The sequence below is a fragment of the Streptomyces tailanensis genome (assembly GCF_008386495.1).
In the GTDB taxonomy this organism is placed as follows: Bacteria; Actinomycetota; Actinomycetes; order Streptomycetales; family Streptomycetaceae; genus Streptomyces; species Streptomyces tailanensis.
In genome coordinates, this window is sequence record NZ_VTHJ01000015.1 from 98,538 (window position 1) to 117,578 (window position 19,041).

A 19,041-nucleotide genomic window follows, 5' to 3' on the forward strand; every position below is an offset into this window, starting at 1 on the left:
CCCCGACGTCCCACGCTTCCCGGAACCGGAATCCGCACCCGGATTCCGGTCCCTGTGAATGAGGGTCAGAGGGAGTGAAGAAGGTGTGCAAGGTGCATGTCGGATCGCGTTTTCGCCTGTCGTCACCGCATCCCCTGCCGTAGGTTCTTCCCCAGATGAGAGATACACCCCGCCCACAGGGGACTGTGGGCGACACCGGGTCGGGGCCTCCCCAGCTTCGCCCTGGTCGTGCCCTCGCGCACACACCCGGAGCTTCCGGCTCCGGATCTCCTCACCGATCGGATGGTCGCGCGCCCCAAACCCCCCGGGGCGTGCGGCACACCGATCCGGACGGCCATCCCCGAACCACCCCCCCTGTTCGGGGATGGCCGACCTTCCTCCTCGCGCTTCTCTTCGGCCTTCCGGCCGCCCTCTTCGCGCTGATCACCTGGCAGGTCGTCGCGGCCGGCCCACTCGCCCGCGCGGACGAACGCCTCAGCGACTCCCTGGTCCACCGGGGCGCCCCCACCCAGTTCCTCGCCGACCTCGGCAACATCACGGTCGCCGTCCCGGTCCTGGCCCTCGTACTCGGCTACGTAGCCTGGCGTACGCGCACCACCGGTAGGGACCACTGGTGGCGGCCGTCCGCCGCCGCGGCCCTCCTCATGGCCGTCATACCGCTCTGGGTCATCCCACTGAAGGAGCTCATCGCCCGGTCGGGCCCGCCGATCATGGGCCCGGGCACGGGTTTCTACCCCTCCGGCCACACGGCGACCGCCTCCCTCGCGTACGGCGGTGCCGTGCTGTTGCTACTGCCCTGGCTGCGCGGCGTCCTCGTGCGCCGCGCGGTCGTCGTCATCGCGATCGTGGTGAACATCGGCGTCGGCTTCGGCCTGGTGCGCCAGGGCTACCACTGGCCGCTCGACGTGGTGGCGAGCTGGTGCGTGTGCGCGACGCTGCTCGCCTCGCTGTGGTGGTTCGGTTCGCGTCGCGGTTCCGGCTGACGTCAGACCTGCGGCCACACGCCCTAACGGTCCTCGTCCCCGGCCAGCCCCGCCGCCGCCTCGTGTATCGCCAGTTCGAGCAGCGCCGGGTCGGTGAGGGTGCCGACTCCGTCCGGCAGGATCAGCCAGCGGACGCCGCCGCTCTGCCGACCCGGGCACAGCACCACGATCCAGCATGAATGAGGGTGGTTTAGCTCGATCGTGTGATGGTCGGCTTCCTGGCTTGCAGCGCCCTGGGCCGTTCGGGCTAGGGTGATCGTGCGATCTGGGACGCCTGGTTACGGCGCCAGCGCGCGGGGCCCCCGCTCCACCGGAGTGATGGTTCGGGGCCTCCCCGTCGCCTCTGGCCGTACTCATCTGGCCAGGTCGTCAGGGAACCGACCTCCCGGGATCGGATCACGGACAGGATCCGTGTCGCCGCCCCGGGGTCGAGTACGTAGGGGACCAGTGCGCCCAAGACCGTTCGGGGCGTGCGGCTGAGCGGACTCACTCTTGCTCAGTCCACGGGAACGGTTGCGTTCCCGCTCCCAGCGGCAGGCCTCGGGATCCGGTGCTACGGATGCCAGCCACTCGACCGCCGTCTCGGGTATCGGTGATCGAGCAGGGCGTGCGCCTGTCCGCGAATGGCGCACGCCTGCTGATCACGCGTGCGCCTTCACGCCCTCTCCGGCTTGCGGGTCTCAGCTGTCGAAGCCCAGCCCCAGGCGGTCCATGGCCTTCAGCCACAGGTTGCGTCGGCCGGCGTGGGAGTCGGCGCGGGCCAGGGACCACTTGGTGAGGGCGATGCCGGTCCAGGCGAACGGCTCGGGCGGGAACGGCAGCGGCTTCTTGCGGACCATCGCCAGCTCGGTGCGTTCCGTGCGCTCCCCCGCGAGCAGGTCGAGCATGACGTCCGCGCCGAACCGCGTCGCGCCCACGCCGAGCCCCGTGAAGCCGGCCGCGTACGCGACCTTGCCGTGGTGGGCGGTGCCGAAGAACGCCGAGAAGCGCGAGCAGGTGTCGATCGCGCCGCCCCAGGCGTGGGTGAAACGGACGCCCTCCAGCTGCGGGAAGCAGGTGAAGAAGTGCCCGGCGAGCTTGGCGTACGTCTCGGGCCGGTCGTCGTACTCGGTGCGCACGCGACCGCCGTACGGGTAGATCGAGTCGTAGCCGCCCCACAGGATCCGGTTGTCGGCGCTGAGCCGGAAGTAGTGGAACTGGTTGGCGGTGTCGGCGAGCCCCTGGCGGTTCTTCCAGCCGATGGATGCCAGCTGCTCGGTGGTCAACGGCTCGGTCATGAGCGCGTAGTCGTAGACCGGGACCGTGTACGCGCGCACGCGCTTGACCAGGCTCGGGAAGATGTTCGTGCCGAGCGCGACCTGCCGGGCGCGGACCTGGCCGTACGGGGTACGGACGGCCATGCCCGGACCGTACGCCTTCAAGGTCAGCGCGGGGGTGTGCTCGTAAACGCGGACGCCGAGCCGCACGCAGGCACGCTTCAGGCCCCAGGCGAGCCGGGCGGGGTGCAGCATGGCCACGCCGCGGCGGTCGTGGAGGCCGGCCTCGAACGTCGGTGAGGCGACCTGTTCGCGGACCGCGTCGGCGTCCAGGAACTCGATGCCGTCGGCGAGGCCCCCGCGTTCCATCTCCTCGTACCGGTCGCGCAGTTCCCACGCCTGGTACGTCTCGGTCGCCACGTCGATCTCGCCGGTGCGTTCGAAGTCGCAGTCGAGGTCGTGCCGGGCGACGGCCGCCTCGATCTCGTCGAGGTTGCGGGCGCCGAGTTCCTCCAGCTTGTGGATCTCGTCGGGCCAGCGGGCGAGGCCGTTGGCCAGGCCGTGGGTGATCGAGGCGGCGCAGAAGCCGCCGTTGCGGCCGGAGGCGGCCCAGCCCACCTCGCGGCCTTCCAGCAGGACGACATCCCGTCGCGGGTCGCGCTCCTTGGCGATCAGCGCGGTCCACAGCCCGCTGTAGCCACCGCCGACGACCAGCAGGTCGCAGGTCTCGGCGCCGGTGAGCGCGGGCTCGGGGTGGGGCTTGCCGGGGTCTTGGAGCCAGTACGGGACCGGCTGTGCGTCGGAGAGTGACTTTGTCCAATTACTCATGGCGCTTGGGGCCATGATTTCAACTCCCTACAGAGATTTCCAGAGATATCCCAGAGATATCCGCATGGCAGGCGTTAAGCCTTCTGCCGCTTTCTTCGGTTTCCGATGACCATTCCGGCCACCACGACCAGTACGGCGACGAGGAACATGGCCGTACCGATGGCATTGATCTGAACGGGCGTGCCGCGCTGTGCCGAACCCCAGACGAACATGGGGAAGGTGACGGTCGCGCCCGCGTTGAAATTGGTGATGATGAAATCGTCGAAGGAGAGCGCGAAGGCGAGCAGCGCGCCCGCCGCGATTCCGGGGGCGGCGATCGGGAGCGTGACCCTGACGAAGGTCTGCACGGGCCCGGCGTACAGATCCCGCGCGGCCTCCTCCAGCCTCGGGTCCATCGACATCACGCGCGCCTTGACGGCGACCACGACGAAGCTGAGGCAGAACATGATGTGGGCGATCAGGATCGTCCAGAAACCCAACTGTGTACCCAGGTTGAGGAAAAGGGTGAGCAGCGAGGCGGCCATCACGACCTCGGGCATCGCCATCGGCAGGAAGATCAGCGAGTTCACCGCGCCCCGCGCGCGGAAGCGGTACCGCACCAGCGCGAAGGCGATCAGCGTGCCGAGCACAGTCGCACCCAGCGTCGCCCAGGCGGCCAGCTGGAGGCTGAGCGCGAGCGAGCCGCACAGGTCGGCCACACCGCACGGATCGGTCCAGGCGTCCGTGGAGAACGTCTGCCACTCGTAGTTGAAGCGGCCCTTCGGTTGGTTGAAGGAGAAGACGGTGACGACGACATTCGGCAGGAGCAGATAGCCGAGCGTCAGAAGTCCCGCGATGACGACGAGATGGCGCTTGAGCCAGTTGACGAAGGTCATTTAAACCAGATCCTCCGTCCCGGACTTGCGGATGTAGACCGTGACCATGAGGAGAATCGCGGCCATGAGGATGAACGAAAGGGCCGCCGCCGTCGGATAGTCCAGGATCCGCAGGAATTGGCTCTGGATGACGTTGCCGATCATCTGGGTGTTGGTGGAGCCGAGCAGTTCGGCGTTCACGTAGTCACCGCTCGCCGGAATGAAGGTCAGCAGCGTCCCGGAGACGACACCGGGCATGGACAGCGGGAAGGTGACCTTGCGGAACGTGGTGAACGGCCTCGCGTAAAGGTCGCCGGCCGCCTCGTGCAGCCGCCCGTCGATGCGTTCGAGCGAGGTGTACAGCGGCAGGATCATGAACGGCAGGAAGTTGTACGTGAGGCCGCAGACCACCGCGAGCGGCGTGGCCAGCACCCGGTCCCCGGCCGTCAGGCCGAGCCAGCTGGTGACGTCCAGGACATGCAGCGAGTTGAGGGCGCCGACGACCGGGCCGCCGTCCGACAGGATCGTCTTCCAGGCGAGCGTACGGATCAGGAAGCTGGTGAAGAACGGCGCGATCACCAGGATCAGGATCAGATTGCGCCACCGTCCCGCACGGAACGCGATCAGATACGCCAGCGGATAGCCCAGCAGCAGACACAGGATCGTCGCCGAGCCCGCGTAGAGCACCGAGCGCAGGAACTGCGGGTAGTACTCGCTCAGCGCGTCCCAGTACGTCGCGAAGTGCCAGGTGACCTTGTAGCCCTCCTCCAGGGAGCCCGTCTGCACGGACGTGGAGGCCTGGTAGACCATCGGCATCGCGAAGAACACCAGCAGCCACATCAGACCGGGCGCGAGCAGCAGATACGGCGTCCAGCGGCCTCTCTTGCGAGGCGGCTTCGCGGTGGTCGGGGCGGGCGCGAGAGGCGGTGGCGCCTCGGCTTCGGTGAGTGTCGACATCAGGCGGCCGCCCCCTCTTCGACACCGGCGTCGATGTCCTGCGCGGCGTCCAGGCCGAACGTGTGGGCAGGGCTCCAGTGCAGGACGACGTCGGCGCCGGGGACGAGCCGGGCGTCGCGTTCGATGTTCTGGACATACACCTCGAACTCGGGGCAGACCGAGCTGTCGATCACGTACTGCGTGGAGACGCCGATGAAGCTGGTGGCGGCGATCTTCCCGGTGAGGCGGTTGCGGCCGACCGGGATCTCCCCGGCGTCGTCGGCGTGGGTGAGGGTGATCTTCTCGGGCCGTACGCCGACGAGGACCTTGCCGCCGGTCGCGGTGGGCGCGCTGCACCGCGCCTCGGGAAGGACCAGCTTGCCGTCGCCCGCCTTGAGCACGATGTCGTCGCCGCTCCTGGAGTCGAACTCGGCCTCGATGAGGTTGGAGGTGCCGAGGAAGTTGGCGACGAACGTCGTCCGCGGGTCCTCGTACAGGCCGGCGGGCGAGCCGAGTTGCTCGACGCGGCCGGCGTTCATCACGGCGACCGTGTCGGCCATGGTCATGGCCTCTTCCTGGTCGTGCGTGACATGGATGAACGTGCTGCCGACCTCGGTCTGGATGCGCTTCAGCTCCAGCTGCATCTGGCGGCGCAGCTTGAGGTCGAGGGCGCCGAGGGGTTCGTCGAGGAGGAGCACCTTGGGGTGGTTGATCAGCGCGCGGGCGACGGCGACGCGCTGCTGCTGACCGCCGGAGAGCTGGTGCGGCTTCTTGCGCGCCTGCTCGCCGAGCTGAACCAGCTCCAGCATCTCCTCGACCTGCTTCTTCACGCTCTTGATGCCGCGCCGGCGCAGCCCGAAGGCGACGTTCTCGAAGATGTCGAGGTGCGGGAAGAGCGCGTACGACTGGAAGACCGTGTTCACCGGCCGCTTGTAGGGCGGCAGATGCGTCACGTCGTGATCGCCGAGCGAGACGGTCCCGCAGGAAGGTTCCTCCAACCCGGCGATCATGCGCAGGGTGGTCGTCTTGCCGCATCCGGAGGCACCGAGCAGCGCGAAGAAGGAACCTTCCGGCACGGTCAGATCGAGCGGATGCACGGCGGTGAAGGACCCATAGGTCTTGCCTATGCCGGAGAGGCGGACGTCACCGCTGCTGTTCTGTGTGGTCTTCATGGTCCTCGTCACGCCCCCGTCAGCTTCGCGAACTTCTCTTCGTACGCCGTCTCTTCCTTCTGGCTGAGGGAGCGGAAGGCGCGGGACTTGGCCGCCATGGCCGCGTCGGGAATGATCAGCGGGTTGTCCGCCGCGCTCTCGTCGATCTTGGCCAGCTCCGCCTTCACGCCGTCCACGGGGCACACGTAGTTGATGTACGCGGCGAGTTCGGCGGCCGGCTGCGGCTCGTAGTAGTAGTCGATGAGCCGTTCGGCGTTGGTCTTGTGCCGGGCCTTGCCTGGGACCAGCAGGTTGTCCGTGGACGTCATGTAGCCGCTGCCGGGGATGACGAAGTCGATGTCGGGGCTGTCGGCCTTGAGCTGGACGACGTCACCGGCCCAGGCGATACAGGCCGCGAAGTCGCCCTTGCTGAGGTCCGACGTGTAGTCGTTGCCGGTGAAGCGACGGATCTGGCCCTTGTCGACGGCCTTCTGGAGGCGGGCGATCGCGGCGTCGTAGTCGTCGTCGGTGAACTTCGCCGGGTCCTTGCCCATGTCCAGCAACGTCATCCCGATGCTGTCGCGCATCTCGGAGAGAAAGCCGATGCGGCCCTTCAGCTTCGGGTTGTCGAGCATGTCGGAGACCGACTTCACCTCCTCGCCGTCGAGCGCCTTCTTGTTGTAGGCGATGACGGTCGATATGCCCTGCCAGGGGTACGAGTAGGAGCGCCCGGGGTCCCAGTCGGGGCTGCGGAACTGCTGGGAGAGGTTCATGAAGGCGTGCGGCAGGTTGGAGGGGTCCAGTTTCTGGACCCACCCGAAGCGGATGAGGCGGGCCGCGAGCCAGTCGGTGACGCAGATCAGATCGCGTCCGGTGTCCTGACCGGCGGCGAGCTGCGGCTTGATCTTGCCGAAGAACTCGACGTTGTCGTTGATGTCCTCGGTGTACGTGACCTTGATGCCGGTGCGCTTCGTGAACGCCTCCAGGCTGGGGTGGTGCTTTCCGCTGTCGTCGACGTCCATGTACTCGGTCCAGTTGGAGAAGGCGATCTCCTTCTCCTCGGCCGAGTGGTCCTCGGACGACACGCCCGCGGTGTTCTTCGCCGCAGGGATGCCGCAGGCGCTCAGCGCCCCGAGCCCGCCGACGGCGAGGGCGCCACCGGTTCCGGCGCGCAGCAGCGAACGGCGGCTGAGGGCGGCCCTGCCGTTCCTGAGGCTGCGCCGCATGGCGGCCACCTGGGCCGGGGACAGGCGGTGGGGCTCGTACTGCTCCATGCGCGTGGTGCCCTTTCGGGAGGTGCCCTTTCGGGAGGGTGGGGGAGACCGGCCGAGGGTCGGGCGGCCGGGCTCCGTCTGACTGGCGGTCCCCGTGTGACTAGCGGTCACCGTCTGGTCGGCGGTCCCCGAAGATCGTGCGGTGCCAGTCCTTTCTGGCGACCGCCGTATTGTCGAACATGACGTGCTTGATCTGGGTGTACTCCTCGAACGAGTACGCGGACATGTCCTTGCCGAAGCCGGACGGCTTGTATCCGCCGTGCGGCATCTCGCTGATGATCGGGATGTGGTCGTTCACCCACACGCACCCCGCCTTGATCTCCCGTGTCGCACGGTTGGCCCGGTAGACGTCCCGGGTCCAGGCGGAGGCCGCGAGCCCGTACGGCGTGTCGTTGGCCAGCCGGATGCCGTCGTCGTCGCTGTCGAAGGGCAGCACCACGAGGACCGGCCCGAAGATCTCGGACTGGACGATCTCGCTGTCCTGGGGCGCGTCCGCGATGAGCGTCGGCCGGTAGTACGCGCCGTTGGCCAGTTCCCCCTGGGGCGCCTCACCACCGGTGACCACGCGCGCGTACGCGCGTGCCCGCTCGACGAAGGCGGCGACCCGGTCGCGCTGGGCGTGTGAGATCAGCGGGCCCAGGTCGGTGCCCTGGGCGAAGGGGTCGCCCAGCTGGACGGTCTCCATGAGGGCGGCCGTCCTGGCGACGAACTCCTCGTAGAGAGGACGTTGTACGTACGCGCGCGTGGCCGCCGTGCAGTCCTGCCCGGTATTGATGAGGGAGCCCGCGACCGCGCCGTGGACGGCGGCCTCCAGGTCCGCGTCGTCGAAGACGACGAAGGGCGCCTTGCCGCCCAGCTCCAGATGGATCCGCTTGACGCCCGCGGTGGCGATCTCGGCGACCCGCTTGCCGACGGCGGTGGAGCCGGTGAAGGAGGTCATGGCCGCGTCGGGGTGCCCGACGAGATGTTCTCCGGCCTCCTTGCCCGTACCGGTGACGATGTTGATCACGCCGTCCGGGATGCCCGCGTCCGTGGCGGCCCGCGCGAAGAGCAGCGAGGTGAGCGGGGTCAGTTCGGCGGGCTTCAGGACGATCGTGTTGCCTGCGGCGATCGCCGGGAGGATCTTCCAGGCGGTCATCTGGAGCGGATAGTTCCAGGGTGCGATGGAACCGACGACCCCGATCGGCTCACGGCGTACGTACGAGGTGTGGTCGCCGGAGTATTCGCCGGCCGACTGGCCCTGGAGGTGCCGGGCGGCGCCCGCGAAGAAGGCGGTGTTGTCGATGGTGCCGGGAACGTCGAACTCGCGTGTCAGCTTGAGCGGCTTCCCGCACTGCAGCGACTCGGCCCGTGCGAACTCCTCCGCCCCGTCGGCGAGGACCGCGGCGAGGCGGTGCAGCGCGTCGGAACGCTCGCCGGGCGTGGTGGCGGCCCAGCCCGGGAGGGCCTCGCGGGCGGCGGCGACGGCCGCGTCCACGTCGTCCGTACCGGCCAGCTCATACGTGTACACCTCGTCGCCGGTGGCCGGATCGACCACGGTGTGGGTCCGGCCGGACGTGCCCTTCGTGAGGCGCCCGGCGATGTACTGCGCGCCGTCCGCGAAGCGTTCCTGCATACGTAGCTCCAGGTCGATTTGAGTGCCGATCCTGACAGAGGAACAGGCCATCAACAAGGGATTCCGTTGTTGCCTTTTGGTTACGCGACGGAATCTGTCGACCAGGTGTCCAGCCGGGGTGGAAATTCGGGGACGGATTGTCAGCGGTGGCTGCCAGACTCTCGGACATGGCGAAGATCGATTCTTGGGACGCCCTGATCAGGGAGGTCCAGGCGGGGGCGAGGGTCAAGTACCTGCACTTCTGGGGGCACCGGCCGCGGCCCGACGGGCAGGTGGGCGCGAGCTGCCTGAGTCAGTGGTGGCCGTCGCCGTTCACGGTGGACGGGGTGGAGTACGCGACGGCCGAGCACTGGATGATGGCGTCCAAGGCCCGGCTGTTCGAGGACGCGGAGGCGGAGAGGAAGGCCCTCGCGGCGTCGGGCCCCGCGCAGGCCAAGAAGGTCGGGCGGCTCGTGCGTGGCTTCGACGAGTCCATATGGGAGCGGGAGCGCTTCGGGATCGTCGTCGAGGGCAGCGTCCACAAGTTCGCCGCCCACGCGGACCTGCGGGCGTTCCTGCTGGGCACGGGGAACCGCGTACTCGTGGAGGCCAGCCCCCTGGACCGTGTGTGGGGGATCGGCCTCGCGGCGGACGACGAGCGGGCCATGGACCCCGCGCGGTGGCGGGGCCCGAACCTCCTGGGCTTCGCGCTGATGGCGGCCCGGGAGCGGTTGCTCTCTGGCGGCGAGGTCTAGTCGGCGAGTTCGGCCATGTCGCGGGGCTGCAGCACCAGGGACAAGGACGTGGAGTAGCCGTCGTCGTAGAGGGGGTCGGTGTCCGAGTCGTCGCTGGTGCTGTCCGGCGCCACGATGATGAGGACGATGAAGCCGATGCCCAGCAGGACGCCGGCCGCGCCGCAGATGATCCCCGCCAGGGCGTGCCCCGGGTTCGTCGCCTCGCCCCGGCGCGCCTTGGCCCGGCCGACGCACCCGAAGATCACGGCCATGATCCCGAGCAGGATCGCCAGCGGCCACAGACAGAACAGGGCGGCGGCGCAGATCCCGAGAACCATCGCCGCGATCCCCATGCCGTTGCTCGGCGGGGGTGCCATCCCGGGCCAGGCGTAGCCGAGGCCGCCATAGCCGGGGGCACCGCCGTAACCGGGTGCGCTGTAGCCGACACCACCGTGCGTGTGGGCGCCCGGGTACTGGAGATAGCCGTACGGGATGTGGCCAGGCCCGTCAGGGCTGATGGGCGGAGGTGGCACGGGTCCGCCGGGGGCGCCGACGCCGGGTGGGGCGAAGGGTGCGCCGGGCACCGGTGCGGCATAGGGGGCGCTCGCTGCGGGTGGGGCGAAGGGGTTGCTCGGGGTCGGCGCCTGAGCGGCGGAGGGGTGCGGGCCGCCGGGCGGGGCGAAGGGGTTGGGAGCGGGAGGTGCGGTGGGTACGGAGGTCGAAGTGGGCTGCGGCCCGCCCGGGGCGGCGAGGGCGTTGGGGCCGGTCCATGGCTGGGGCGTCGCGGGCACCTGGGGAGCCGTCGACGCGTCAACGCGGGGCTTGTCCAGCTGGACTCTTCGGGTCGCGTCCTCGGGCTCCGGGGCGGCCGCCGCTTCCTCCGACGTCGCGGCCGAGGTGATGTCCCGCGAGGGCGCCCAGAGGTCCGGCTGGGGGGTGTCGGCCGGCGTCGCCGGAGTCTGTGCCTCGTCGGACGGCATGCGCGGGTCCCCTCTGTGCCGTTCTGTTCCGTTGTGTCCGCCGTACCTGCTACGCCGTACGTTCGGTCATGCTAAGGCCCGGGTTCCGCCGGCGGGACCGCCGCCTACGATGATCCCCGAGTCATCGATCAGCCGATCACCCGCGTCCCCCGACGACGACCACGGTCCGGGGCGGACGCCGTCCCCGGGGAGGAACCTTGACCGACAACCGCAACGCGCCCGGCGCATCCGCCGTACCCCCCGTACCGAGCGCATCCGGCACCCGCGACCCGCACGCCTTCATCGCCGGCCTGCCCAAGGCCGAACTGCACGTGCACCATGTCGGCTCCGCCTCCCCCCGTATCGTCGCGGAACTGGCCGCCCGTCACCCCGACTCCAAGGTGCCGACGGACCCCGAGGCGCTCGCGGACTACTTCACGTTCACGGACTTCGCCCACTTCATCCAGGTATATCTGTCCGTCGTCGACCTGATCCGCACCCCGGAGGACGTCCGGCTGCTGACGTTCGAGGTGGCGCGGGACCTGGCCCGGCAGCAGGTGCGGTACGCCGAACTGACCGTCACCCCGTACTCCTCCACCCGTCGCGGTATCGACGAGCGGGCCTTCATGGAGGCGATCGAGGACGCCCGCAAGGCGGCGGAGTCCGAGTTCGGGACCGTACTGCGGTGGTGCTTCGACATCCCGGGAGAGGCCGGGCTCGTGTCGGCCGAGGAGACGGTACGGCTCGCGACCGACGACCGGCTGCGGCCGGAGGGGCTGGTGTCGTTCGGGCTCGGTGGGCCCGAGACCGGCGTACCGCGGCCGCAGTTCAAGCCGTACTTCGACCGGGCGATCGCGGCCGGGCTCCGGTCGGTGCCGCACGCGGGCGAGACCACCGGGCCGGAGACGGTCTGGGACGCGCTCACCGAGCTGCGCGCCGAGCGCATCGGCCACGGCACGAGCTCCGCGCAGGACCCGAAGCTCCTCGCCCACCTCGCCGAGCACCGCATCGCCCTGGAGGTCTGCCCGACGTCCAACATCGCCACGCGCGCGGTCCGCACCCTCGACGAGCACCCGATCAAGGAGTTCGTGCGGGCGGGCGTCCTGGTCACCATCAACTCCGACGACCCGCCGATGTTCGGCACGGACCTCAACAACGAGTACGCCATCGCCGCGCGGCTCCTCGACCTCGACGAGCAGGGGCTCGCCGCGCTCGCGAAGAACGCGGTGGCGGCGTCCTTCCTCGACGAGCCCGGCAAGGCCCGCCTGTCCGACGAGATCGACTCCTACACTTCGACCTGGCTCACCCCCTGACTCCCTGAGACTCTCCTGCCCCCTGACCCACAATGGACCCCATGCGCACCGTGACCGCCGTGGCCCATCGCGGCGCCCCGTACCGCCACCGCGAGAACACCCTCGTCTCCCTGCGGACCGCGCTCGAACTGGGCGCGGACGCCGTCGAGTTCGACGTACGGTCGACCCGTGACGGCGTGCCCGTCCTGCTGCACGACTCGACGCTGAACCGGTTGTGGGAGCTGGACCGGCCGCTGACGGCGCTCTCCGCCGCCGAGCTGCGGGGGCTCACGGCCGACGGGGTGCCGACGCTGGCCGACGCGCTGCTCACCACCGGGGACAGCCGGGTCATGGTCGACCTGCCCGGCGCGGCCGACCCCCGGGCGGTGCGGCGGATCGTGGGCGTCGTACGGGAGTGCGGAGCCGAGGAGCGGGTGTACTACAGCGCCGGCCCCGACACCATGCTCGCGGTGCGCGCGGCCGACCCCACCGCCGAGATCGCCCTCACCTGGAAAACCCTCGCACCCCCGCGCCCGGCCCTCCTCGACGCCATACGCCCACACTGGCTCAACTACCGCTTCAGCCTGGTGAGCCGACCCCTCGCCGACCGCGTCCACCGCGACGGCTACCTCCTCTCCGCCTGGACCCCCGACACCCGCCGCTCCATGCGACGACTACTGGCCCTCGGCGTCGACTCCATCACCACAAACCGCATCGACGCGTTGTGCGCCCTGCGGGGCGGCAGCGCCCCGTAAGGGGCGCGGGGAACGGCGCGACCAGCCACAAACCCACCCGCACACGCCAGAACACCGCAGCGACCGACCTCTTGGGCGCGTGCGCCGCTACACCTCCGACCGCTGCGCCACCGTCGCCGCGTCCTTGGGGGTCTTCCGCGTGACGTACTGCGGTACGGGTGTCGTGTCCTTGCCGTTGTCGCGGACGAGGCCGTAGCGGAGGGCGCCCTGGTCGGGGCCGGTGTTGACGTCCTCGGTGATCGCGTCCCAGGTGGAGGGGGCGACGGTGACGCCGTAGTCGGCGCCGCGTTCGTTCTGGGTGAGGGTGACGGTGCCGTCGAGGTAGAAGTACTCGTTCTGCCACATCTGCTGGGTGCCGTCCGGCAGGACGATGTAGCCGGTGTCGGGGCCTCCCATGCCGGAGGACTTGCCGTCGGCGGACGTCGTGTCGTCCATACGGCGGCCGCCGCCGGAGGCCACGTGGAAGAGCTCGCCCTTCAAGCCGGTCCAGGCGGGCATGACCAGGGCGCCCGGCCGGTACTGCGGCGAGAGCTGCCAGCGGACGAGGACATAGCCCTTGCCGGTCAGGGTCACGCTGTCACCACGATGGTTCATCACGGCGCGCGCGCCACCGCTGCTCGTGACGCCGGTCTCGGTCCGGCGGGGGAGGGTGCCGGGCGCGGTGTTCGGGTCCGGGGCCCGGTCCACGGCGTCCACGACACTGCCGTACAGGCCGGTCTTCCTCGTCGGCGACGGGGAGGCGGACGGCGAGGGCGAGGCGGAGGGAGACGGAGAGCGGGACGGCTCGGACGCGGGCGGGCGAGCCGTGCTCAGCGCCGTGGGCGCCGCCTGTGGCGGCCGCGCGTCCGGGGTCGTCACCACGTACGCGCCCCCGGCGACGAACGTCGCGCCCGCCGTCACCGCCACGGCGGGCTGGGTGAGCGCGCCCAACAGCTTGGCGGACCAGCCCACCGAGGCCGTGGCCGACGCGGCCGCCGTCGCCGCGACCGCCGTCTTGCCGCCGAACGCCAGGGACAGCGTGAAGCCGACGGGAATGGGGACGAGGGCGAGGCCGACGAGGAGCCGTTCGGCGGGTACGACGACCTGGCCGCGCCGGCCGTGGCCGTCGCAGCGGGAGCAGCCGCGGATGTGCCGGGCGATGCGCTTGCGCCACACCGAGTCGGGCTGCCCGTTCCAGCGGGCGGTCACGGCGCCCAGGTCGGAGCAGGAGGAGTCGAGGGCGCGGACGATGCCCCGGGCGGTCTCCAGCCGGGCCTTCATCCGCTGCACCCGGACGGCGGCGTGCTGCCGGTTGATGCCGACCGCGGCCGCGAGTTCCCGCCGGGTGAGTTCGCCGGCGACCTCCAGCCACCACAGGGACAGCAGCTGCCGGTCCTCGTCGTCGAGCCACCGGACCGCTTCCGCGACCTCACGCCGCTGGCCCTCCAACTGCAGCCGCAGGACAGTCAGTTCGGCGAAGTCGGCAGCGCCGGTGCCGTACGCGTCGTCGTCCTCGCCGAGCGGGTCGGCCGTGCGCCGTCGCGCCCGGTCGCGTATCTGCCGCATCGCGATGGCGACCAGCCATGACCGGAAACTGTCCGGATCCCGCAGCGTTTCGAGGTTGTCGACCGCGCGCAGCATGGTCTCCTGCACGACGTCGTCGACGTCCGCGTGGCCGTTGAGGGCACGGCCCACGATGTTGTAGACGAGCGGCAGCCAGCCCTCGACCAGCTCGTCGAGGGCGCGCCGGTCGCCTGCCTGCGCGGCCGCGATGGTGGAGCGCCACTGCCGCCCGTCCACGTACGTTCCTCCCGCTCCCGCTGGGCTCACCTGATCACTCGGCTGTTTTCCGTACCTTCTCAGCCATTCCCGTGATGCAGGAAACCCGCGAGGCGGAGATCACACCACTCACACCGTTCATACGGCTCACTCCTGTACGTGGGGGAACAGGGGTCGCCTGTGGAGACGGGGCGGGGCGAGGGGGATAACACTTTTTCCGCCCCGCCTTCGTCTCGTACGTACGAAACCGGCCGCGCTCAGCCCGCGGCGGCCACGGTGGCCGGGGGCGCGACCGGTGGTGTCATCGCCTCCAGCCGTTTGATCCGCTTCCACACGACGTACAGCGGGATCACGCCGAACACCCCGAACGACATGTCGATCAACGACCACCAGAGGGGGATCCCCCGGATCGGGCCGCAGATCAGAGCCAGCGGGATGATCCCGGCACAGGCGATCATCCCGACCTCGACGACCCAGATGTTGCGGACCGGGTCGCGGTACGGGCCGTAGAAGGCGACCGCGATGACGAGGTGCGCGAAGGCCAGCCAGTCCGTGCCGTACAGCAGGAACGGGTACTCGGCGTCGGCCTCGCCCAACCCCGCCCGCACCCGCTCGATCCACTCCATGAGCCCCGGCAGGTACTCCCCGACGGACAGCGAACGCATCAACTCCTCGGTCCACCGCAGCTCATGGACCAACGTGAACGCCGTGGCGCCGCTCAGCACCAGACAGACGACGAAGAAGACCAGCCACGCACGGATGCCCTTCACCAGGGCGGCTCTGTCGCTCATGCCTGAAGCGTACGCCCCGACTTGAACGCGTTCAAAACAACCCCCTCGGGTGGCCGGGGAAACAATTCGTGGCGACCGTGTGTGGATAATGCAACCACCCACCAACCACCCACCAACCACCCACTACCTGATGACGCTTTATCAGCCTTTCAAGGACGAATCCGACCCCGCATTGATCCCGTAGAAGACTTGCGGCATTTTCTGTCGTGCCGTAATTACGTGAATCATGAACCTGTTCAACCGTGCTGCGTCCCTGCGCCGCTCGGCATCCCCCACAGCTACACAACTCCCCCACGGCTCACGGGCTTTCGGTCAGGCCGGCCCGCCGGATCCCGCCCTCGCGGCGCTGACCGGAGAATGGATGATCGACCGGGCGCACAGTCGCATCGGTTTCTCCGTACGCCACGCATTGGTGACGACCGTGCGCGGCGCTTTCACGGAGTATCAGAGCCGGCTCTACTTCGACGGCCGCGATCCGTCCCGCTCACAGGCCGAGATCGTCCTGTCCACCGCGTCCGTCGACACCGGCGTGGAACAGCGCGACGCCCATTTGGTCGGCCGCGACTTCCTGGACGCCGCGGCCCATCCCCGAATGCGCTTCGCCAGTACGGCGGTCCGCCTCGTGGGCAGTGACGTCTACCGCATGACCGGCGATCTCACGATCAAGAACATCACCCGCCCCGTCGACCTGGAACTCACCTATATAGGACACGTCACCGACCCCTTCGGATACGAACGAGTCGGATTCGACGGCACGACCACCATCAATCGTTCCGAATGGGGCCTCACCTACAACCAGAGACTGGCCGAGGGCGGCGCCATGGTGAGCGAAAAAATCCGCCTGCAATTCGACATAGCCGCCATCCGGACTCTCCCCGGAAACTGACAGAACGCCTCCCGTAACCGGAATTCCCGAGAAGGCCCACACGCCCTGTTGTGTGGGCCTTCGAACGTTGCCCTGACAGTCATCGCACGGCTCCGGGACCCCAACGGCCCCTGCGGACAGGGCCGTTCAGCCCCACGGTCACCGACCTTCGGCATCCGGCGGGCACCGTCGCGCGAGACGAGAGTGAGGGGCGTCAGAGACCGAACGGATCGCCTCCACCCTCCCCGAAGGGATCACCGCCATGGCCGTGCACGACCACCCTCACCGGAGCCCGGGCCTGCGCCTGCCGTCCTTCCGCAGGAACCGGGACGCACCCGTGTCCGAGTCCCAGTCCGCCGTGTCGGCAGCCGCCGACACCCACTCCGCGCGGGCCTACGTCTTCGCGTCCCTGCGCCTGCTCACCGGGTTCGTCTTCCTGTGGGCCTTCCTCGACAAGACCTTCGGCCTCGGCTACGCCACCCGGTCCGGCAAGGGGTGGATCGACGGCGGTTCGCCCACCAAGGGCTTCCTGAGCGGCGTGGCCGCCGGGCCGATGGAGTCCACGTTCCACTCCTGGGCGGGGGACGCCTGGGCCGACTGGCTGTTCATGTTCGGTCTGCTCTGGATAGGTGTCGCGCTGATCGCCGGTGTGGCGCTGCGGTTCGCGGCCGTCGCGGGCACCTTGATGATGGCGCTGATGTGGGTCGCGGAGTGGCCGCCCGCGCAGCACCTCTCGGGCGGCTCCCCGAGCATGTCGACGAACCCCTTCGCCGAGTACCACCTCGTCTACGCCGTCGTCCTGATCGCCCTGGCCGCCGTCTCCGCCGGGGACACCCTCGGCCTCGGCAGGGTCTGGGCCAAGCTCCCGCTGGTTCGTCGCGGCCGCTGGCTGCGCTGACCGCAGGAGGGGCCGGCGAGGGCCGGTCGGCCCACGGCAGGGACATACGGCCCCTGCCCTGGGCCTCACCCGAGGACAAAGCTCGAATCGGGCCCCGATTCGGGTCCCCGCATCGGGAGATTCAAGAGGTGGAGATCATGACCCGTACCGTCACCGTCGGTCTCGACGGCTCGCGCGAGAGCCGCGCGGCGGCCGAATGGGGCCCGCGAGGCGCGGCTGCTCGGCGTGCCGCTGAAGCTGGTCCACGTCTGGGAGCCCGTACCGGAGCCCATCGCACAGGCGCCGCTCCTCGGCGCCGAGACCCATCAGCACTGGACCGAGAGGATTCCCCGCGAGGCCGCCGAAGGCCTGCGGCTGCGTCACCCCGGCCTCGACGTGACCACCATGCATTGTCGGGGCGGCCCGCCGAGCTGCTGGTGAGCACGGCGAAGGACGCCGAGCTGCTGGTCCTCGGCTCGCGCGGGCTGAGCGGGATCGGCGGGTTCATGGTCGGCTCGGTCGGGCTCTCCGTCGTCGCGCACGCCGAGCGGCCGGTCGTGCTGGTCCGGGTCGGCGAACTGGCGTCCGACGAGCACGAGATGGACCCCGCCGGCATCCCGACCGCCGCGACACCGTTCCGGCCCGTCGTCCTCGGCCTCGACATCGAGAGCCCCGATGCGGGGCTGATCGGGTTCGCGTTCGAGGCCACCGCCCGCCGGGGCACGTCCCTGCGGGTCGTCCACGGCTGGAACCCGCCCCCGTACTACGCCTACGGCCTGGCCGTGGACCTGGAACTCCACGGCTCCCTGGCCCTGCGCGAGGCCACCGCCCTGACCGAGTTCATACGCCCGTGGCGCACGAAGTACCCGGACGTGGAGGTCACCGAGGAGTGCCACTACGGCACCCCCGGCAACCACCTCGTCGACGCCTCCCGCGAGTCCTCCCTGATCGTCGTGGGCCGACGCATCCGCCGCAGCCCCTTCGGCGCCCGCATCGGGCCCGTCACCCACGCCGTCCTGCACCACTCCACCGCCCCCGTCGCCGTCGTCCCGCACCACTGAGAACCACTGACGCACAACTGACGGAAACCCCTGAGGAGTTGACCCCATGAAGGCAGCGGTCGTACGAGCGTTCGGCGAGCCCCTGGTCATCGAGGAGCGCCCCGACCCCGAGCCCGGCCCCGGCCAGGTCCGTATCCGCGTCGAGACCTCCGGGCTCTGCCACACCGACATCCACGCCGCCCACGGCGACTGGCCCGTCAAGCCGAACCCGCCCTTCGTGCCCGGCCACGAGGGCGTCGGCCTCGTCGAGAAGCTCGGAGACGGCGTCACCCACCTGTCCGTCGGGCAGCGGGTCGCAGTGCCCTGGCTGGGCAAGGCCTGCGGGCGGTGCGAGCACTGCCTGTCCGGCTGGGAGACGCTGTGCGAGCGGCAGATCAACACCGGCTACGGCTGCGACGGCGGCTACGCCGAGGAGATGCTCGCCTGGGCCGACTTCGCCCAGCCGGTCCCCGACGGCGTCACCGCCGTCGACGCCTCCCCACTGACCTGCGCCGGCGTGACCACGTACAAGGCGCTCAAGGTCGCCGACGTACGGCCCGCACAGCTCGTCGCGATCTCCGGGGTCGGCGGACTCGGTCACCTGGCGGTGCAGTACGCGAAGATCGCCGGAGCCACGGTCGCGGCGATCGACGTCACCGACGAGAAGCTCGACCTCGCCGCGGAACTCGGCGCGGACATCGTCATCGACGCCCGCAAGGAGGACGTGGGCGAGGTGCTGAAGCGGCACGGCGGCGCCCACGCGGCGATCGCCCTGGCGGTGAACGAGGCCGCCTTCTCCGCCGTCGACTCCGGGCTGCGGCGTGGCGGCAAGCTCGTCATGGTCGCCCTGCCCGCGCACGGCACCGTCCAGGTCCCGATCTTCGACACCGTGCTGAACGGCACGAGCGTGATCGGCTCGATCGTGGGTACCCGACAGGACCTCGCCGAGGTCTTCCGGCTGCACGCGGCCGGCCGGACCAAGGTCATCTGCGAGACCCGGCCCCTCGCCTCCGTCAACGAGTGCGTCGACGAGGTGTCGCGCGGTCAGGTCAAGGCCCGGATCGTCTTCGACCTCGGTTGGGGGAGGTGAGCGC

At 69.8% G+C, this 19,041-nt stretch carries 17 protein-coding genes and 1 pseudogene; 8 read left to right on the plus strand and 10 right to left on the minus strand.

The features are described from left to right. Positions 1–311 precede the first annotated feature (311 nt). A complete protein-coding gene (locus tag F3T56_RS14905) occupies positions 312–983 on the plus strand; it encodes a phosphatase PAP2 family protein (RefSeq protein WP_149825674.1) in 672 nt (223 codons plus the stop codon). A gap of 23 nt (positions 984–1,006) precedes the next feature. On the opposite strand, the gene F3T56_RS46160 is transcribed toward F3T56_RS14905, so the two are convergent. From F3T56_RS46160 to F3T56_RS14940, 7 genes are all read right to left on the minus strand, one after another. Beyond that, the gene (locus F3T56_RS46160; protein ID WP_172638950.1) at positions 1,007–1,150 is read right to left on the minus strand and encodes a hypothetical protein; all 144 of its coding nucleotides are present in this window, start codon (positions 1,148–1,150) and stop codon (positions 1,007–1,009) included. 513 nt (positions 1,151–1,663) lie between these two features. Next, the gene (locus F3T56_RS14915) at positions 1,664–3,082 is read right to left on the minus strand and encodes an NAD(P)/FAD-dependent oxidoreductase (protein ID WP_149825676.1); all 1,419 of its coding nucleotides are present in this window, start codon (positions 3,080–3,082) and stop codon (positions 1,664–1,666) included. 59 nt (positions 3,083–3,141) lie between these two features. Continuing rightward, a complete protein-coding gene (locus F3T56_RS14920; protein ID WP_149825677.1) occupies positions 3,142–3,942 on the minus strand; it encodes an ABC transporter permease in 801 nt (266 codons plus the stop codon). Further along, on the minus strand, positions 3,943–4,878 hold the full coding sequence (locus tag F3T56_RS14925; protein WP_149825678.1) for an ABC transporter permease: 936 nt from the start codon (positions 4,876–4,878) through the stop codon (positions 3,943–3,945). Then, positions 4,878–6,029: an ABC transporter ATP-binding protein gene (locus F3T56_RS14930; protein WP_149825679.1), complete on the minus strand. Its 1,152-nt coding sequence runs from the start codon at positions 6,027–6,029 to the stop codon at positions 4,878–4,880. The genes F3T56_RS14925 and F3T56_RS14930 overlap by 1 nt, the downstream gene beginning before the upstream one ends. An 8-nt stretch (positions 6,030–6,037) precedes the next feature. Beyond that, positions 6,038–7,282, minus strand: coding sequence for a polyamine ABC transporter substrate-binding protein (locus tag F3T56_RS14935; RefSeq protein WP_149825680.1), 1,245 nt, complete (start codon positions 7,280–7,282; stop codon positions 6,038–6,040). A 100-nt stretch (positions 7,283–7,382) separates the two neighbouring features. Next, entirely contained in the window at positions 7,383–8,897 is a 1,515-nt protein-coding gene (locus F3T56_RS14940) for a gamma-aminobutyraldehyde dehydrogenase (RefSeq protein ID WP_149825681.1), read from the minus strand. Between the two features lie 167 nt (positions 8,898–9,064). Here F3T56_RS14940 and F3T56_RS14945 point away from each other — a divergent pair, with 167 nt between their 5' ends. Beyond that, positions 9,065–9,631, plus strand: coding sequence for a riboflavin biosynthesis intermediates N-glycosidase (locus tag F3T56_RS14945; protein WP_172638951.1), 567 nt, complete (start codon positions 9,065–9,067; stop codon positions 9,629–9,631). On the opposite strand, the gene F3T56_RS49275 is transcribed toward F3T56_RS14945, so the two are convergent. Beyond that, positions 9,628–10,590 (minus strand): DUF4190 domain-containing protein, encoded by a 963-nt coding sequence (locus tag F3T56_RS49275; protein ID WP_281291839.1) that lies wholly within the window; start codon positions 10,588–10,590, stop codon positions 9,628–9,630. The genes F3T56_RS14945 and F3T56_RS49275 overlap by 4 nt on opposite strands. Before the next feature lie 123 nt (positions 10,591–10,713). Between F3T56_RS49275 and F3T56_RS14955 the strand changes: the two are divergent. Next, a pseudogene (locus tag F3T56_RS14955) lies at positions 10,714–11,882 on the plus strand (adenosine deaminase). A 41-nt stretch (positions 11,883–11,923) separates the two neighbouring features. Then, positions 11,924–12,616, plus strand: a complete 693-nt coding sequence (locus F3T56_RS14960; protein WP_149825684.1) for a glycerophosphodiester phosphodiesterase — start codon at positions 11,924–11,926, stop codon at positions 12,614–12,616. Positions 12,617–12,703: 87 nt separating this feature from the next. Here F3T56_RS14960 and F3T56_RS14965 read toward each other — a convergent pair whose 3' ends face one another. Together F3T56_RS14965 and F3T56_RS14970 are read right to left on the minus strand one after the other, a co-directional pair. Further along, positions 12,704–14,395: an RNA polymerase sigma factor gene (locus F3T56_RS14965; RefSeq protein ID WP_149825685.1), complete on the minus strand. Its 1,692-nt coding sequence runs from the start codon at positions 14,393–14,395 to the stop codon at positions 12,704–12,706. 236 nt (positions 14,396–14,631) lie between these two features. Next, positions 14,632–15,165 (minus strand): hypothetical protein, encoded by a 534-nt coding sequence (locus F3T56_RS14970; protein WP_149825686.1) that lies wholly within the window; start codon positions 15,163–15,165, stop codon positions 14,632–14,634. Between the two features lie 226 nt (positions 15,166–15,391). On the opposite strand from F3T56_RS14970, the gene F3T56_RS14975 reads away from it, so the two are divergent. The 4 genes from F3T56_RS14975 to adhP all read left to right on the plus strand — a co-directional run bounded on the left by F3T56_RS14975 (position 15,392) and on the right by adhP (position 19,037). Next, a complete protein-coding gene (locus F3T56_RS14975) occupies positions 15,392–16,051 on the plus strand; it encodes a YceI family protein (protein ID WP_149825687.1) in 660 nt (219 codons plus the stop codon). A 241-nt stretch (positions 16,052–16,292) separates the two neighbouring features. Then, positions 16,293–16,928, plus strand: a complete 636-nt coding sequence (locus tag F3T56_RS14980; RefSeq protein WP_149825688.1) for a DoxX family membrane protein — start codon at positions 16,293–16,295, stop codon at positions 16,926–16,928. Positions 16,929–17,065: 137 nt separating this feature from the next. Then, a complete protein-coding gene (locus F3T56_RS14985; protein WP_246203625.1) occupies positions 17,066–17,968 on the plus strand; it encodes a universal stress protein in 903 nt (300 codons plus the stop codon). Between the two features lie 46 nt (positions 17,969–18,014). After that, positions 18,015–19,037, plus strand: a complete 1,023-nt coding sequence (gene adhP, locus F3T56_RS14990; RefSeq protein ID WP_149825689.1) for an alcohol dehydrogenase AdhP — start codon at positions 18,015–18,017, stop codon at positions 19,035–19,037. Positions 19,038–19,041: the final 4 nt, after the last annotated feature.

What these genes read in the sequence shown, in the direction of transcription:
- F3T56_RS14915 (WP_149825676.1), bottom strand. Translation starts at nt 3,082, where the DNA reads ATGGCCCCAAGCGCCATGAGTAATTGGACAAAGTCACTCTCCGACGCA.
- F3T56_RS14920 (WP_149825677.1), bottom strand. Translation starts at nt 3,942, where the DNA reads ATGACCTTCGTCAACTGGCTCAAGCGCCATCTCGTCGTCATCGCGGGA.
- F3T56_RS14925 (WP_149825678.1), bottom strand. Translation starts at nt 4,878, where the DNA reads ATGTCGACACTCACCGAAGCCGAGGCGCCACCGCCTCTCGCGCCCGCC.
- F3T56_RS14930 (WP_149825679.1), bottom strand. Translation starts at nt 6,029, where the DNA reads ATGAAGACCACACAGAACAGCAGCGGTGACGTCCGCCTCTCCGGCATA.
- F3T56_RS14935 (WP_149825680.1), bottom strand. Translation starts at nt 7,282, where the DNA reads ATGGAGCAGTACGAGCCCCACCGCCTGTCCCCGGCCCAGGTGGCCGCC.
- F3T56_RS14940 (WP_149825681.1), bottom strand. Translation starts at nt 8,897, where the DNA reads ATGCAGGAACGCTTCGCGGACGGCGCGCAGTACATCGCCGGGCGCCTC.
- F3T56_RS14945 (WP_172638951.1), top strand. Translation starts at nt 9,065, where the DNA reads ATGGCGAAGATCGATTCTTGGGACGCCCTGATCAGGGAGGTCCAGGCG.
- F3T56_RS49275 (WP_281291839.1), bottom strand. Translation starts at nt 10,590, where the DNA reads ATGCCGTCCGACGAGGCACAGACTCCGGCGACGCCGGCCGACACCCCC.
- F3T56_RS14960 (WP_149825684.1), top strand. Translation starts at nt 11,924, where the DNA reads ATGCGCACCGTGACCGCCGTGGCCCATCGCGGCGCCCCGTACCGCCAC.
- F3T56_RS14970 (WP_149825686.1), bottom strand. Translation starts at nt 15,165, where the DNA reads ATGAGCGACAGAGCCGCCCTGGTGAAGGGCATCCGTGCGTGGCTGGTC.
- F3T56_RS14975 (WP_149825687.1), top strand. Translation starts at nt 15,392, where the DNA reads ATGAACCTGTTCAACCGTGCTGCGTCCCTGCGCCGCTCGGCATCCCCC.
- F3T56_RS14980 (WP_149825688.1), top strand. Translation starts at nt 16,293, where the DNA reads ATGGCCGTGCACGACCACCCTCACCGGAGCCCGGGCCTGCGCCTGCCG.
- F3T56_RS14985 (WP_246203625.1), top strand. Translation starts at nt 17,066, where the DNA reads ATGACCCGTACCGTCACCGTCGGTCTCGACGGCTCGCGCGAGAGCCGC.
- adhP (WP_149825689.1), top strand. Translation starts at nt 18,015, where the DNA reads ATGAAGGCAGCGGTCGTACGAGCGTTCGGCGAGCCCCTGGTCATCGAG.